The organism is Cupriavidus sp. USMAA2-4 (genome assembly GCF_001854305.1).
In the GTDB taxonomy this organism is placed as follows: domain Bacteria; phylum Pseudomonadota; class Gammaproteobacteria; order Burkholderiales; family Burkholderiaceae; genus Cupriavidus; species Cupriavidus malaysiensis.
Genome location: NZ_CP017748.1, coordinates 1,156,368 through 1,170,686, shown reverse-complemented (window position 1 = coordinate 1,170,686; position 14,319 = coordinate 1,156,368). Strand labels below are relative to the sequence as shown.

Sequence of the window (14,319 nt, the reverse complement as noted above, 5' to 3'; positions counted from 1 at the left end):
CCGCGCCAGCGCGGCCAAGCCGTTTCGGTTTGCCGGCCGGCTCGGTGCCCTGGAGCGGATCCCGCCGCCTCACGCGGGCTGCCGTGACCCGAGGCGAGCCGGGTCGTACTCCGTTGTGTATCGATTCAGCGCTTCCAGATGACCGGCGCGGTCGCGGAGCAGACGGTTATCTTCCCGAACCAATTCCTGCTGGTGTGCAACTTGATGTCTTGGTCACCTATCGGTTCGATCGGCCTTTGCCTTCGGTCTGCCAGGCTGTCGGCCACATTGTGCATCGCTGTCCTGCACTCGGCGGCTGCGCTACCGGGCAGAATCGTGAACTGCTGGTACCGGTAGTCGACCGCAAGCTTGAAGCCGTCCGGCACATATTCCACCGTGTATTCCGTCGACATATCGTACGTGGACATCTGGCGGCCGGAGTAGGGCGGCGCCGTGGTGGTGCAAGCAGCGGACACCAGGCATGCCATCACCGCCAGGATCTTCGAGTATTTCACAGCGCGATCTCCGTTCGTGCCCATGGGGCCGAGGGGCTGTCGGCCAGAGGGCATGTCTCGGGCTGGATGGTATCAAAGATGGGCGGCGGAGCAATTTCGCTCGTGGCCCGGTTATCCATCCCCGCATGAAGGCCGGCGTCATCGCATGAGTCACCGCATGACATTCCTGCCCGGTGCAAGACGGGTGCCTGTCCGCACCTTGCGTGGCTTGCTCGGGCTGTTTGCGGGGAGGAGGGGGGCTGGACCGGTGTCGGCCGCATGAGGCCAAAATGCCGCATCGATGGCTACATGGCACCCAGAAACAACAAAGCCCAACCGGTGGGCTGGGCTTGGTGCTTGATCTGAATGGTGCCGAAGAGAGGAATCGAACCCCCGACCTTCTCATTACGAATGAGCTGCTCTACCGACTGAGCTACTTCGGCAACATCGTTCCGTGTGAACCGGAACAGCCCGCAATAATAGCAGGGAGTCCTGCCGGTGGGAAGCTTTTTTTGAAGCGGCCGCGCCATGCGGGCCACCTCATCCATCTTCCCGCCAGCGCAGAGGGGTGCCTCAGGCTCCGCCTGCCTGTTGAGCCTGTTGAGCCTGTTCGGCTTCGCGGTGGTACTGCGTGACGCGATCCACTTCGTTCTTCGAGCCCAGGATCACCGACACGCGCTGATGCAGTTTTTCCGGCTGCACGTCGAGGATGCGCTCGTGGCCGTTGGTGGCGGCGCCGCCGGCCTGCTCGACCAGCATGGCCATCGGGTTGGCTTCGTACATCAGGCGCAGCTTGCCCGGCTTCTCCGGCTCACGCTTGTCCCAGGGGTACATGAAGATGCCGCCGCGCGTCAGGATGCGGTGCACGTCGGCCACCATCGAGGCGATCCAGCGCATGTTGAAGTTCTTGCCGCGCGAGCCGTCGGTGCCGGCCAGGCACTCGTCGATATAGCGGCGCACCGGCGGGGCCCAGTGGCGCATATTGGACATGTTGATGGCGAATTCCTTGGTGTCCTCGGGAATCTGCACATCGGATTGGGTCAGCACGAAGCTGCCGGCCTCGCGGTCGAGCGTGAACATCTGCACGCCGTTGCCGACCGTCAGCACCAGGGTGGTCTGCGGGCCGTAGACGGCATAGCCGGCGGCGACCTGGTGGCTGCCCGGCTGCAGGAAGTCGGCCTCGGTCACGGTCTGGCCCGGCTTGGGCATGTGCAGCACCGAGAAGATGGTGCCGATCGAGACGTTGACGTCGATATTCGACGAGCCATCGAGCGGATCGAACAGCAGCAGGTATTCGCCCTTCGGGTAGCGATTGGGGATCTCGTAGAAGGAATCCATCTCCTCCGAGGCCATGGCGGCGAGGTGGCCGCCCCATTCGTTGGCGTCGAGCAGCACTTCGTTGGCGATCACGTCCAGCTTCTGCTGGGTTTCGCCTTGCACGTTGCCGGTGCCGGCGGAGCCGAGCACGCCGGCGAGCGCGCCCTTGCTGACAGCGTTGGAAATGGCCTTGCAGGCGCGCGCGACCACTTCGATCAGCAGCCGCAGTTCGGGCTGGATCGTGTTGTGCTTGCGCTGCTCCTCGACCAGATATCGGGTCAGGCTGATGCGAGTCATGGTGGTTCTCCTTGGATGGCCGCAATTCTACATGGCCGCCAGGGGCGGGCCGGCGCCGCCGGCCTTCCCGCTTCGGGCGGGTAGCCGGCGGCGGCCCCCGGTGTCAGGCGGCGAGCGCCTTGCCGACGATCTCGCGCACGTCACGCGACAGCGACGGGGCTGCCGACACTTGCTCCAGCGCGGCGCGCATGCCATCGCGCAGCACCGGCGTGTACTTCTGCCAGCGGTCCATCACGCGCGCCAGCCGCGCCGCCACCTGCGGATTGATGGCATCGAGCGCGAGCACCTGCTCGGCCCAGAAGCGGTAGCCCGCGCCGTCCTCGGCATGGAACTGCGCCGGGTTGCCGGAGCAGAAGCTGAAGATCAGCGCGCGTGCGCGGTTGGGGTTGCGCAGGGTGAAGGCGGGGTGTTCCATCAGCGCGCGCACCGTGTCGAGGGTGCGCTTGCCGGCGTGGGCGCCGACCTCGCTGCGCTGCATGCCCTGCAGCGAGAACCATTTGTCAATCACCAGCGCGTCGTGCTCGAAGCGCTGGTAGAAGTCGGCCAGCGCCGCTTCGCGGCCGGGCGCAAAGCTGTTGACCAGGGCGCTCAGCGCGGCGAAGCGATCGGTCATGTTGTCGGCGGCGTGGTACTGCCGCTCGGCCAGCGCCTGCATGGCGGCGTCGCCGCTGTCGGCCAGGTAGCCCAGCGCCAGGTTGCGCAGCGCGCGCTTGGCGGCGCTGGCCGCGTCGGGGCTGTAGGGTCCCGGCGTGGCGTTGGCCTCGTAGGCGGCCAGCCACTCAGGCTGCAGCGCGCGCGCCAGGCCTTCGCGCAGGAACTGGCGCGCGCGGTGGATGGCGGCGGGATCGGCCACGCTCATGCGCTCGGCCAGGTAGGCCTCGGCCGGCAGCAGCAGGGCCTGCTCGCGGAAGGCGGGGTTGAGGCTGTCGTCGCTCAGCACCGTGCGCACGGCGGCCACCAGTTCCGGGGCCAGGCGCAGTTCGCGGCCGGCCTGGGCGTCCGATACGAGTTGCAGCAGCGCGCGCGTGGCCAGGCGCTGGCCGGCTTCCCAGCGGTTGAAGGGATCGCTGTCGTGCGCCAGCAGGAAGGTGAGCTGGGCGTCGGTGTAGTCGGCGTCGACGATCACCGGCGCGGAGAAATTGCGCAGCAGCGAGGGCAGCGGGGCGGCGCCACCTGGTTGTGCCGGCAGGCCGGTGAAGCGGAAGCTCTGTTCGGCGCCGGTGAAATCGAGCACGCGCGTGGTGTCGCCGGCGCCGGGCGCATCGCCGGCCTCGCCGTCGAGGTGCAGCGGCAGGTCGCGCCCGTCGGCGCCGATCAGGCCGATCGCGAAGGGAATGTGGAAGGGCTGCTTGTCCGGCGTGCCGGCACGCGTCTCGATGCCCACCTTGGGGCAATGCTGCGACAGCGTCAGGGTGAAACTGCCGTCCTTGGCGTCCCACGCGCTGCGCACGCTGACCACCGGTGTGCCGGCCTGGCTGTACCAGAGCCCGAACTGGCCGAGGTCGCGCCCGTTGGCGTCGGCCATGGCTGCACGGAAATCGTCGCAGGCGACGGCCTGGCCGTCATGGCGCCGGAAGTACAGGTCCATGCCCTTGCGGAAGCCGTCGCGGCCCAGCAGGGTCTGGTACATGCGCACGACCTCGGCACCCTTCTCGTACACCGTCACCGTGTAGAAGTTGTTGATTTCCTCGTAGCTGTCCGGGCGCACCGGGTGCGCCATCGGGCCGGCGTCCTCGGGGAACTGCACCTGGCGCAGCAGGCGCACGTCCTCGATGCGCTTGACCGCGCGGCCGGATTCGGAGCCCATCATGTCGGCGGAGAATTCCTGGTCGCGGAAGACGGTCAGGCCCTCCTTGAGCGACAACTGGAACCAGTCGCGGCAGGTGACCCGGTTGCCGGTCCAGTTGTGGAAGTACTCGTGGCCCACCACCGATTCGATATTGGCGAAGTCGGTGTCGGTGGCCGTTTCGGCATTGGCCAGCACGTACTTGGTGTTGAAGATGTTGAGGCCCTTGTTCTCCATCGCGCCCATGTTGAAATCGCCGACGGCGACGATCATGAAGCGGTCCAGGTCGAGCTCGAGGCCGAAGCGCCGTTCGTCCCAGCGGATGGCATGGATCAGGGAGTCCATCGCATGGCGCGTCTTGCCGAGGTCCTGCGCCTCGACCCACACCTGCAGCAGCTTCTCCTTGCCGGAGGCCGATACCACCCGTTCTTCGATGCATTCGAGCTTGCCCGCCACCAGCGCGAACAGGTAGCTCGGCTTCTTGAAGGGGTCTTCCCAAACGGCCTCATGGCGCCCCGCAGGCAGTTCGCGCCGGCCCACCAGGTTGCCGTTGGAGAGCAGCACCGGATAGGCGGCGCGGTCGGCGCGCAGGGTGACCCGGTAGGTGGTCATCACGTCCGGCCGGTCGAGAAAATAGGTGATGCGGCGGAAGCCCTCTGCCTCGCACTGCGTGAAGAAGTTGCCGTTGGAGACGTAGAGGCCGGACAGCGTGGTGTTGGCCGCGGGACGGCAGGCGGTGGTGATTTCCAGGCTGCCTTCGCCAGGCAGGCCGGCCAGCGTCAGCGTGCCGTCCTGGGCGGTGGCGGCGAACGCCTGGCCGTCCAGTTTCACGCTGACCAGTTCCAGGTCCTCGCCGGCCAGCACCAGCGCTGCGTCGGCGGCGGTGCGGCGAAAGCGCACGGTGCTGGTGACCAGGGTCCGTTCCGGGTCCAGTTCGAGCACCAGGTCGACATGATCGAAAGCGAAGGCTGGCGGACTATAGTCTTTACGGTAGACGGTGACGGGCGTGTCGGTGCGCAGCATGGCGGTTCTGTCCTCGGATGACCGTTGGGGCGCCGCGCCGCCGCGGCGCGGGCCAAAACCCCATTGTAGCCAAGGGGCCGGGCGCGGGCCGGCGGGAATCCTGGAGCGCGCCCGCGGTCAGAGAGTGCAGGCAACACGACAGGAACGATAGAAGCATGCGAGGGGCGATCATGAAGTGGCGGTATCCGGACAGGTCGGGGCGCGGCATCGCCGCGGGCATGGTGCTGCTGGGCACGCTGTGGCTGGGCGGTTGCGCCAGCACGGTGACCAGCGAGGTGACGGCCTTCAAGCAGGCCGGCTGGCAGAACGATGCGCCGCGCACCTATGCCTTCGATACGGAGAAGGCGCAGCAGGACCAGCTCGATCGGCTGACCTACCAGCAATGGCTGGCCGAGACGCTGGCGCCGCTCGGATTCAGCCAGGTGTCGCGCGCGCAGGCGCGCTACCTGGTCGGCATGAGCTATGAGGCGGCCCCCGGCCTGGTGCGCGTGGTCGACACGGCCTATCCCGATCCCTGGTACGGGCCCTGGGGACCGTACTGGGGACCTTATGCCGCCTACCGCCCTTGGGGACCTTGGGGCCCCGGCTACTGGCCACCCGCGACCGTGGTGCGCGACGTGCCGGTGACGGTGGCCACCTTGTCGGTCGTGTTCAAGGAGGCAGCCGGCGGTCGTCCGGTCTACCAGGTGACGGCGCGGCAGCAGACCGAAGGGGGCTCGTTGCAATCGGCCATGCCCTACCTGATCCGCAGCGCCTTCGCCAACTTCCCGGCGGACGACGGCCGGCCGCGGCGCGTGACGCTGCCGCTGGACAAGGCGGACCGCTGAGTGTCGGCTGGCGGACCCCCGGGCAGGGGAGGGCGGCCCGCCTGGCGGCACGCGTTGCGCGCCTCAGGCGCGGGGCGCTTCCGCCAGAGGCACCGGCTACATGTGCGTGCAATTGTCCACCGTTGCACGCTTGCGGCGCCGCGCAGACAGGCGCGATTGCCACTGCCCGGGTAAAAGCTGTTTTACCTGGGGAATTCCCCTGCTTTGGGCCACTGGCGCGGCATTCGGGCCTTCTCGAACAGGATGCCTGGGCTAAAATGGCCCTTCGATTCTTCCGGCCCCGGCCGCTGGGGACGACCCGCGCAGACGCGGGCCGGCCGCGCGGATGAGGCCATTCTTACCGGACGAGCAGAATGAGCAGCAAGACCAGCGGTGATGCACCGCAACATGCCCCCAACAGTCCTGAGGCGCAGTTGCGCCTGGCCGCGCTGGAATACCACCGCAGCCCGACCAAGGGCAAGATCCAGGTCACCGCGACCAAGGCGCTGTCCAACCAGCGCGACCTGTCGCTGGCCTACTCGCCGGGCGTGGCCTATGCCTGCGAGGAGATTGCCAAGGATCCGTCCACTGCGGCCGAATACACTTCGCGCGCCAACCTGGTCGCCGTGGTGACCAACGGCACCGCCGTGCTGGGCCTGGGCGACATCGGCCCGCTGGCCGGCAAGCCGGTGATGGAAGGCAAGGGCTGCCTGTTCAAGAAGTTTGCCGGCATCGACGTGTTCGACATCGAGCTCGACGCGCGCGACCCGGACAAGATCGTCGAGATCGTGGCCGCGCTGGAACCCACGCTGGGTGGCGTGAACCTGGAAGACATCAAGGCGCCCGAGTGCTTCTACATCGAGAAGAAGCTGCGCGAGCGCATGAACATCCCCGTCTTCCACGATGACCAGCACGGCACCGCCATCATTTCGACCGCTGCGCTGCTGAATGGCCTGAAGGTGGTGGGCAAGGATGTCGGCAAGGTCAAGCTGGCCGTGTCCGGCGCCGGCGCCGCCGCGATCGCCTGCCTCGACACCATGGTCAGCCTGGGCGTGAAGCGCGAGAACATCTCGGTGGTCGACTCCAAGGGCGTGATCTACGTCGGCCGCGACGCGAACATGGAGGCCAACAAGGCCCGCTACGCGCAGGACACCTCGGCCCGCACGCTGGCCGATATCGTCAAGGGCGCCGACGTCTTCCTGGGCTGCTCGACCGCCGGCGTGCTGACCGCCGAGATGGTCAAGACCATGGCCGACAAGCCGATCATCCTGGCGCTGGCCAACCCCGAGCCGGAAATCCGCCCGGAAGTAGCCAAGGCCGCGCGTCCCGACTGCATCATCGCCACCGGCCGTTCGGACTACCCGAACCAGGTCAACAACGTGCTGTGCTTCCCCTACATCTTCCGCGGCGCGCTGGATTGCGGCGCGACCAAGATCACGGAAGAGATGAAGCTGGCCTGCGTGAAGGCGATCGCCGAGCTGGCCGAGGCCGAGCTGAACGAGGCGGTGGCGGCAGCCTACGGCGGCCGCGAGCTGAAGTTCGGCCCCGACTACATCATCCCCACGCCGTTCGACCAGCGCCTGATCGAGAAGATCGCGCCGGCGGTGGCCAAGGCCGCGGAGGAGTCGGGCGTGGCCACGCGTCCGATCCAGGACCTGGAGGCCTACCGCCAGCAACTGACGCAGTACGTCTACCACACCGGCCTGATCATGAAGCCGGTCTTCACCGCCGCCAAGGCTGCGCCCAAGCGCGTGGCCTATGCGGAAGGCGAGGAAGAGCGCGTGCTGCGCGCGGTACAGGGCGTGGTCGACGAAGGCCTGGCGCGCCCGATCCTGATCGGCCGTCCGCACGTGATCCAGATGCGCATCGACAAGGCCGGCCTGCGTCTGCGGCCGGGCGTGGACTTCGAGCTGATCGATCCCGAGGACGATCCGCGCTACCGCGCCTACCATGAGGAATACCACGCGCTGCGCGCCCGTGACGGTGTCACGCCCGACATGGCCAAGGTGGCGCTGCGCCGCTCCAACACCCTGATCGGCACCATGCTGATGCACATGGGCGATGCCGACGCGCTGCTGTGCGGCACGGTCGGCCGCTTCGAGGCCCACCTCGAGCACGTGCGCGACGTGATCGGCCTGGCGCCGGGCGCCAAGGTGTTCGCAGCGATGAATGCGCTGATGCTGGAAAAGTACACGCTCTTCATCACCGACACCTTCGTCAACGACGATCCCACCGCCGAGGAGCTGGCCGCCATCACCGAGCTGGCCGCCGAGGAAATCTCGCGCTTCGGCCTGCATCCGAAGGTGGCGATGATGTCGCACTCGATGTTCGGCTCCTCGACCCGTCCGTCGGCGCGCAAGATGCGCGCCGCGCGCGAGATCCTCGCCGCCACCGCGCCGCACCTGGAGGTGGAAGGCGAGATGCAGGGCGACGCCGCGCTGGTGGAAGAAGTGCGCCGCCATTTCCTGCCGTCGACCAAGCTGGCCGGCAGCGCCAACCTGCTGGTGATGCCGACGCTGGATGCCGCCAATATCGCCTTCAACCTGCTGAAGATCACCGGCGGGCAGGGCGTGACGGTGGGCCCGATCCTGCTGGGCGCGGCCAAGCCGGTGCATATCCTGAACCCGCAGGCCACGGCACGCCGCATCGTCAACATGACGGCGGTGGCGGTGGCGGAGGTCAACGCCCAGCGTTGATGCGGTGCAGCGCGAGCCCGCCGGCGCGGGTCGCGCGCCGGCGTCCCGGGTGACGCCGCGCAGACAAAAAAAGCCGGACCCTCGGGTCCGGCTTTTTCATGCCCGGCTTTCGCCGCGCCTGCTGCAGGCTGCTGCAGCCTACTGCAGGTTGTACTGTTCGCGCATCACTACGATGATCGAGCGGGCCGCCGCCAGGCGCCGCGGCAGATTGTCGACCGGCTCCTGCGGAAAGTCGACTTCAGCGCTCCAGTTGCAGCCGGTGTGGTCGGGCTGGTGCTCCCGCATCGCATGCAACTCGCATTCCCCGCATTCCGGATTGTTTTCGAGACACTGGTTCAGGATGGCCATCAGCTCCGATCTGCTCTTGGCGTAGCGCCGCATGTGTCACCTCGCTATGGTTATTCCGGGGCAGAGAAGGGATGCGCCGCGCCTTGATGTCGCCCCCGCAGGCGGACAAGACGTTCCCGTCGCCTATCGGCGATTCGATGCCCGGGTAACCAATCTAGGCAGGGTGACGAAGGCTCGCCAATTGAATCGGACTATGGAGCAACGGCTTTCGATCCCGCGGGATTGCGATGCTAAGGACGCTGCGGCGCAGCATGCGGCGGGGGCGCACTGGGCAGCAGACCCTCCCGGCGGGCGCTGCATCCGGCAGTCAATTCAGGCTGGGCTGGCTTAGCGCGGCCACGGCCTGGCGCAGGTAGTCCAGCAGGAGGTCGTCGATCCAGGTGCCCTTCTGCAAGCCGGGTTCCGCTGCCAGCGCGGTGCGGATCCTGCCCTGCGTGGCCGGGTCGTCGCCGGCGAAGGCGCGGAACAGCGTCATCCACTGGCCGGCCAGGCGACCCGCTTCGGGCGCTGTAGGGGGCACACCGCTGGCCATCAGCTCCCGTACCGCCGCGATCAGCGGCGGCCACGCGCGCATATTGGCCACATAGTGGGTCTTCAGGTGGGCGAGTTCGGCCGGAGTCAGGTATTTGCGGTAGAGCTCGATCTTGGTTTCGGCAAAGGCGGCCATGATGAAGTCCACCACCTGTGGCGTGACCCCGGTCTGCGCCTGCATGGCCGGCTCGCTGTCGTGCATGTGGTTGAGCTTGGCCATCAGGCCCGGGTTGCCGGCGGTGTCGCGCTCGAGTTTCGCCATCCATTCAATGGCGAGGTGCTGCGCCGCTTCGTCCTCGGGCGACCCGCCGGCGGCGAGCAGTGCCTGCGCCCGCGCTACCAGCGCGGCCCATTCGCGTTGTTCCGCCTGTCCGGCGCGGTAGAAGGGGAGTTGCTCGAGTTCCTGTTGAGTGAAGTATTTGTCGTACATGGTCATCAGTTCCAAGGTCGTCAGCCAGTCGGCCATCTCGGGCTCCTCTCCCGCCAGGCACTGGGCGTGCAGCCGCGCCAGGCGCTCGCGCAAGACCGTCGAATCGGCGATCTGCCGGTCCAACTGGCGGATCTGCTGCGCGATGACGCTGGTGAGCGTGAGCGCGGGCTGCTCCAGTGCCGCGGCGATGTCGGCCAGCGAGACGCCGAAGCGCCGCAGCGCCTGGATCTGGTGCAGGCGCGAGACGTCGCGCTGGCTGTAGAGGCGGTAGCCCGAGTCGGATCGCGCCGACGGGACCAGCAGTCCGATGCTGTCGTAGTGGTGCAGTGTCCTGACCGTCAGGCCGCTGCGCCTGGCCAGTTCTCCTACTCTCAACAACATCGCAGGCTCCTTTTCCCGTAGGCGTGGAACGATGATGGTTCCTCACGTTGCGTGAGGCTCAAGGGGGTGGGGACAAAAAAGAAGCCGCCCGGCCGCAGGCGGCGGGGCGGCCGGGCAGCCCGGCGTCGCCGTGCCTACTGGCCCTGCATCCACTGCCCGAAGCGCACCATGTCGACGTTGCCGCCCGACACGATGACGCCGACCCGCTTGCCGCGGATGTCGACCTTGCCCTGCAGCGCCGCCGCGGCGGCCAGGCAGCCGGTGGGCTCGGCCACGATCTTCATGCGGCTGGCGAAGAAGCGCATGGTGTCGACCAGCTCGGCATCGCTGACCGTGACGATGTCGTCCACCAGCGTGCGGATCACCGGGAAGGTGTACTGCCCGAGGTGCTGCGTCTGTGCGCCGTCGGCGATGGTCCTGGGCGTTTCGATATGCACGATCTCGCCACTGCGCAGGCTGCGCTGGCCGTCGTTGCCGGCCTCGGGCTCGACGCCGATCACCCGGCAGCCGGGATGCAGCGCGCGCGCCGCCACCGCGCAGCCCGACAACAGCCCGCCGCCGCCCAGGCAGACCAGCAGCAGGTCGAGCGGGCCGGCGTCCTCGAACAGTTCCTTGGCCGCCGTGCCCTGGCCGGCCATCACGTGCGGGTGGTCATAGGGCGGGATCAGCGTGAGGCCGCGCTCGGCCGCCAGCTGCACGGCCAGCGCCTCGCGGTCCTGCTTGTAGCGGTCGTACAGCACGACCTCGGCGCCGTAGCCGCGCGTGGCCTCGATCTTCACTGCCGGGGCGTCTTCCGGCATCAGGATCACCGCGTGCACGCCGAGCAGGCGTGCCGACAGGGCGATGGCCTGGGCGTGGTTGCCCGAGGAGAAGGCCAGCACGCCGGCGGCCTTCTGCTGCGGCGTGAACTGGGCGATGGCGTTGTAGGCGCCGCGGAACTTGAAGGCGCCCATGCGCTGGAAGTTCTCGCACTTGAAGTACAGCGTGGCGCCGGTGGCGGCATCGACGGTGGTGGAAGTCAGCACCGGTGTGCGGTGCGCGGCGCCGCGGATGCGCTCGTGGGCGGCGGAGACGTCATCGAAGGTGATGGGCAGGGCGGTCATGGGCGATCTTCCGTTGGCAGGTAGGTATAGACGGTGGAGCGGGCGACCCCGAGGGTCTGGGCCACCTCGGTATAGGCGCGGCGCAGGTTGAGCAGGCCGGCGTCGGCCAGCTCGCGCATGGCCTCGCGCCGCTGTGCCAGCGTCATGCCCAGCGGCGTGGTGTTGCGCGCGGCGGCGAAGCGTTCCAGTGCGGCGCGCACTTCATCGGCGCTGCGCGGCGCCAGCGCTTCGCGCAGCGGCGGCCCGCCGCTGCGGGTCTGCATCAACTGGCCCAGGCTGGCCGTCACCGCGCCCAGCAGCGAGGTGTCGAGGTTCAGGCAGATGGCGGCCACGTATTCGCCGCCGCTGTTCTTCAGGCCGATCGAGGTGCTCTTGGCCGGCCGGCCGTCGGGAAACTGGTTGGGATAGTTCTGGATGACCTCGGGATAGCCGGGGTCGGTGATGCGGGCCAGGCCGATCTCCGTCGCCGGCTCGCCGACCTGGCGGCCCGACAGATTGTTGGCGATGGCCACCACCGCATGCTCCGGGCGGGTCAGGTCGTGCAACACCACCTCGACCAGCGGGGCAAGCGTCTCGCCAAGCGCCTGCACGATCTTGCGCGCCTCGCGCAGCAACAGGCGGTTTTCGTCGTCTCGTTCCATGGTTTGGACTTTATGTCAGGTGCTGACGAAGTGTCAATGTCGGGGCTGGGCGGCGGGAAAGCGCGGGATGCCCGGAGTACGGGCAGGGCGCAGGAAATATAGCGGGCGCACTCTGTCATGATGGGGCGGTGTCCACGCCAGGTGCTCCGGCGTAAGCCTGCCGTCGCGGCAGGTTATGTGATTGAGGCATCGCATGCGCCGGTGGGCGGAGCGACACATGGACCTGCGCCGAAGCGCGGCCGCTGCGCGCGCAGCCTGCATTGCCACCCCAGCATGAAGGAGACCCCGTGCCATTGAGCCCAGCCCCCTTTGCCCCGAAGCAGTACGCCATCGTCAAGGGCAGCCGCATGGCCTACCAGGACGTCGGCGAGGGCGATCCCATCGTCTTCCTGCACGGCAACCCGACCTCGTCCTACCTGTGGCGCAATGTGATGCCGCATTGCCGCGGCCTGGGCCGTTTGGTCGCCTGCGACCTGATCGGCATGGGCGATTCCGACAAGCTGCCGCAGTCCGGCCCGCAGCGCTACGGCTACGCCGAGCAGCGCGACTACCTGTTCGCCTTGCTCGACCAGCTCGACCTGGGCGAGCGCGTGGTGCTGGTGCTGCATGACTGGGGCTCGGCGCTGGGTTTCGACTGGGCCCGGCAGCATCCCGCGCGTGTGCAGGGTATCGCCTACATGGAGGCCATCGTTGCACCGCTGACCTGGGCGGACTGGCCGGAGAGCGCGCGCCGCGTGTTCCAGGGTTTCCGCTCGCCGGCCGGCGAAGAGATGGTGCTGGACAAGAACACCTTCGTCGAGCGCGTGCTGCCGGCCTCCGTGCTGCGTCCGCTGGGCGAGGCGGAGATGGCGGCCTACCGCGCCCCCTTCGCGCAGCCGGGCGAGGACCGCAGGCCGACGCTGAGCTGGCCGCGCCAGATTCCCGTCGAAGGCGAGCCGGCCGAGGTGGTCCAGGTGGTCGAGGACTATGCGGCCTGGCTGGCCGGCAGTCCGGTGCCCAAGCTGTTCGTCAACGCCGAGCCGGGCTCGATCCTCACCGGACGCCAGCGCGAGTTGTGCCGGCGCTGGCCCGGGCAGCGCGAGGTCACCGTGCGGGGCAGCCACTTCATCCAGGAAGACAGTCCCGACGAGATCGGCGCGGCCGTGGCCGCCTTCGTGCGGGCGCTGCGCAACTAGAACGCGGGCCGGCCGCAAGCAAGAAAGCCCGCTGGCAGGCGGGCTTTCTTGCGTGGCGGGCGGCGCCGCGCGTCAGAACTTGTGGCGCACGCCGATGCCGAAGGTGTCGCCCTGCTCGATGCCGGTGATCTTGTCGTAGTAGTAGGCGGCGTAGACGTCGGTACGCTTGGACAGGTTGTAGTCGTAGGCCAGCGCGAAGGTGTTGCGCTTGAAGCTGCTCTGGCTGTTGGTGGTCTTGTCGTAGGCGTACGAAGCCAGCAGGTTGCCGGCGCCGATGGGCACCGAGGCGCCGATCTGGCCGTTGGTGTGCTTGATGTCGCCGAAGGCGTTGGTGTTCACATTGGTCTTGATGTACTGGCCCTGGGCGAACACCTTGACCACCTTGAAGTCATACGACGCGCCGCCCTGTACCGCGGTCTGCTTGTCGAAGCCGGTCAGGAAGGCGTTGCTGGAGGCGGTCAGGTCGCCCGGCACGCTGTCGAACTTGACCTGCTGGAAGGCCACGGTCGCGGCGAACGGACCATTGAAGTACATCACGTTGCCGCCCCACTTGTTCCTGCCGGTGGCGCCGGGTTGCTCGCCGAAGGCATAGATGAAGTTGGCGGTGAGGCCGCCGAAGTTCGGCGTGGAGTACAGCACGGAGTTGTTCCAGCCCGAATCGCCGACGATGCCGGGATCGAAGACCTTGCTGTTGGCCGCCGAGAAGTAGGTGTGGAACACCATCGGCGAGAACACGTAGGAGTCGATCAGCGGGTTGAACAGGATCGTCGAGACGAAGTACGGGGTGGTGTTGCGGCCCAGCTTGACCGTGCCGTACTTGTCGTTCTGCAGGCCGACGAAGGCATTGCGGCTGAACATGGTGTCGCCGTTGAAGCGACCCATCGCGCCCTGGTCGGTACGGAAGAAGCCGTTCAGGTCGAAGATGGCCTTGGTGCCGGCGCCCAGGTCCTCGGTGCCCTTGATGCCCCAGTACGACGTCTGCATGCCGCCGGAGTTGGCGACCCAGGCGCGGTTGGTCGAGCCGGGGTTCTTGACGCCGCCGACGAACATGTCGGCCTGGCCGTACAGCGTGACGCTGGACTGGGCCATCGCGGTGCCGCTGAAAAGGGCTGCGGCCAAGGCTGCCAGCTTGAGGGCCGGCGTGAACTGCTTCTGCATGGTAAAGACCTCCGTGGTTGATCCTGTTTCGGAACGCTCTGTGTGTGCTGGACCCAGCAGGGTTCTTCTTCTGATTCGGCCGCCTGGATGGCATCGGATGGGGATCCGGCGGCTTCCTTGTTCGTTCTTCTGGCTCGCTGATGCAGGATGCGTT

11 protein-coding genes and 1 tRNA gene are annotated in these 14,319 nt (G+C 67.6%); 3 read left to right on the top strand and 9 right to left on the bottom strand.

From position 1 onward, the window contains the following. Positions 1 to 125 precede the first annotated feature (125 nt). The 4 genes from BKK79_RS05190 to pepN all read right to left on the bottom strand — a co-directional run bounded on the left by BKK79_RS05190 (position 126) and on the right by pepN (position 4,896). Positions 126 to 494 carry a hypothetical protein gene (locus BKK79_RS05190; protein ID WP_071037273.1) on the bottom strand — a complete coding sequence of 123 codons (369 nt, stop codon included), beginning with the start codon at positions 492 to 494 and terminating at the stop codon, positions 126 to 128. A gap of 346 nt (positions 495 to 840) precedes the next feature. Beyond that, positions 841 to 916: transfer RNA gene (locus BKK79_RS05185), tRNA-Thr, on the bottom strand. Positions 917 to 1,046: 130 nt separating this feature from the next. Next, positions 1,047 to 2,087, bottom strand: a complete 1,041-nt coding sequence (locus BKK79_RS05180) for a class 1 fructose-bisphosphatase (RefSeq protein ID WP_071037272.1) — start codon at positions 2,085 to 2,087, stop codon at positions 1,047 to 1,049. Between the two features lie 103 nt (positions 2,088 to 2,190). Next, the gene (gene pepN, locus BKK79_RS05175; RefSeq protein WP_071037271.1) at positions 2,191 to 4,896 is read right to left on the bottom strand and encodes an aminopeptidase N; all 2,706 of its coding nucleotides are present in this window, start codon (positions 4,894 to 4,896) and stop codon (positions 2,191 to 2,193) included. Positions 4,897 to 5,114: 218 nt separating this feature from the next. Here pepN and BKK79_RS05170 point away from each other — a divergent pair, with 218 nt between their 5' ends. Both BKK79_RS05170 and BKK79_RS05165 read left to right on the top strand, forming a co-directional pair. Continuing rightward, on the top strand, positions 5,115 to 5,723 hold the full coding sequence (locus BKK79_RS05170) for a DUF4136 domain-containing protein (RefSeq protein ID WP_071016210.1): 609 nt from the start codon (positions 5,115 to 5,117) through the stop codon (positions 5,721 to 5,723). Between the two features lie 353 nt (positions 5,724 to 6,076). Next, entirely contained in the window at positions 6,077 to 8,398 is a 2,322-nt protein-coding gene (locus BKK79_RS05165; protein WP_071011810.1) for an NADP-dependent malic enzyme, read from the top strand. Between the two features lie 138 nt (positions 8,399 to 8,536). Here the strand turns inward: BKK79_RS05165 and BKK79_RS05160 are convergent, their stop codons facing one another. The 4 genes from BKK79_RS05160 to BKK79_RS05145 all read right to left on the bottom strand — a co-directional run bounded on the left by BKK79_RS05160 (position 8,537) and on the right by BKK79_RS05145 (position 11,832). Then, a complete protein-coding gene (locus BKK79_RS05160) occupies positions 8,537 to 8,779 on the bottom strand; it encodes a hypothetical protein (protein ID WP_071037270.1) in 243 nt (80 codons plus the stop codon). Positions 8,780 to 9,053: 274 nt separating this feature from the next. Further along, the gene (locus tag BKK79_RS05155; protein ID WP_071037269.1) at positions 9,054 to 10,088 is read right to left on the bottom strand and encodes a MerR family transcriptional regulator; all 1,035 of its coding nucleotides are present in this window, start codon (positions 10,086 to 10,088) and stop codon (positions 9,054 to 9,056) included. 134 nt (positions 10,089 to 10,222) lie between these two features. Then, positions 10,223 to 11,191 carry a threo-3-hydroxy-L-aspartate ammonia-lyase gene (locus BKK79_RS05150; RefSeq protein ID WP_071037268.1) on the bottom strand — a complete coding sequence of 323 codons (969 nt, stop codon included), beginning with the start codon at positions 11,189 to 11,191 and terminating at the stop codon, positions 10,223 to 10,225. Further along, positions 11,188 to 11,832, bottom strand: coding sequence for a helix-turn-helix transcriptional regulator (locus tag BKK79_RS05145; RefSeq protein ID WP_071011815.1), 645 nt, complete (start codon positions 11,830 to 11,832; stop codon positions 11,188 to 11,190). The genes BKK79_RS05150 and BKK79_RS05145 overlap by 4 nt, the downstream gene beginning before the upstream one ends. A gap of 287 nt (positions 11,833 to 12,119) precedes the next feature. Here BKK79_RS05145 and BKK79_RS05140 point away from each other — a divergent pair, with 287 nt between their 5' ends. Continuing rightward, positions 12,120 to 13,007, top strand: a complete 888-nt coding sequence (locus tag BKK79_RS05140; RefSeq protein WP_071037267.1) for a haloalkane dehalogenase — start codon at positions 12,120 to 12,122, stop codon at positions 13,005 to 13,007. A 72-nt stretch (positions 13,008 to 13,079) separates the two neighbouring features. Here BKK79_RS05140 and BKK79_RS05135 read toward each other — a convergent pair whose 3' ends face one another. Continuing rightward, complete coding sequence (locus BKK79_RS05135; protein WP_071011818.1) at positions 13,080 to 14,165, bottom strand: porin; 1,086 nt, start codon at positions 14,163 to 14,165, stop codon at positions 13,080 to 13,082. Between the last annotated feature and the right edge of the window lie 154 nt (positions 14,166 to 14,319).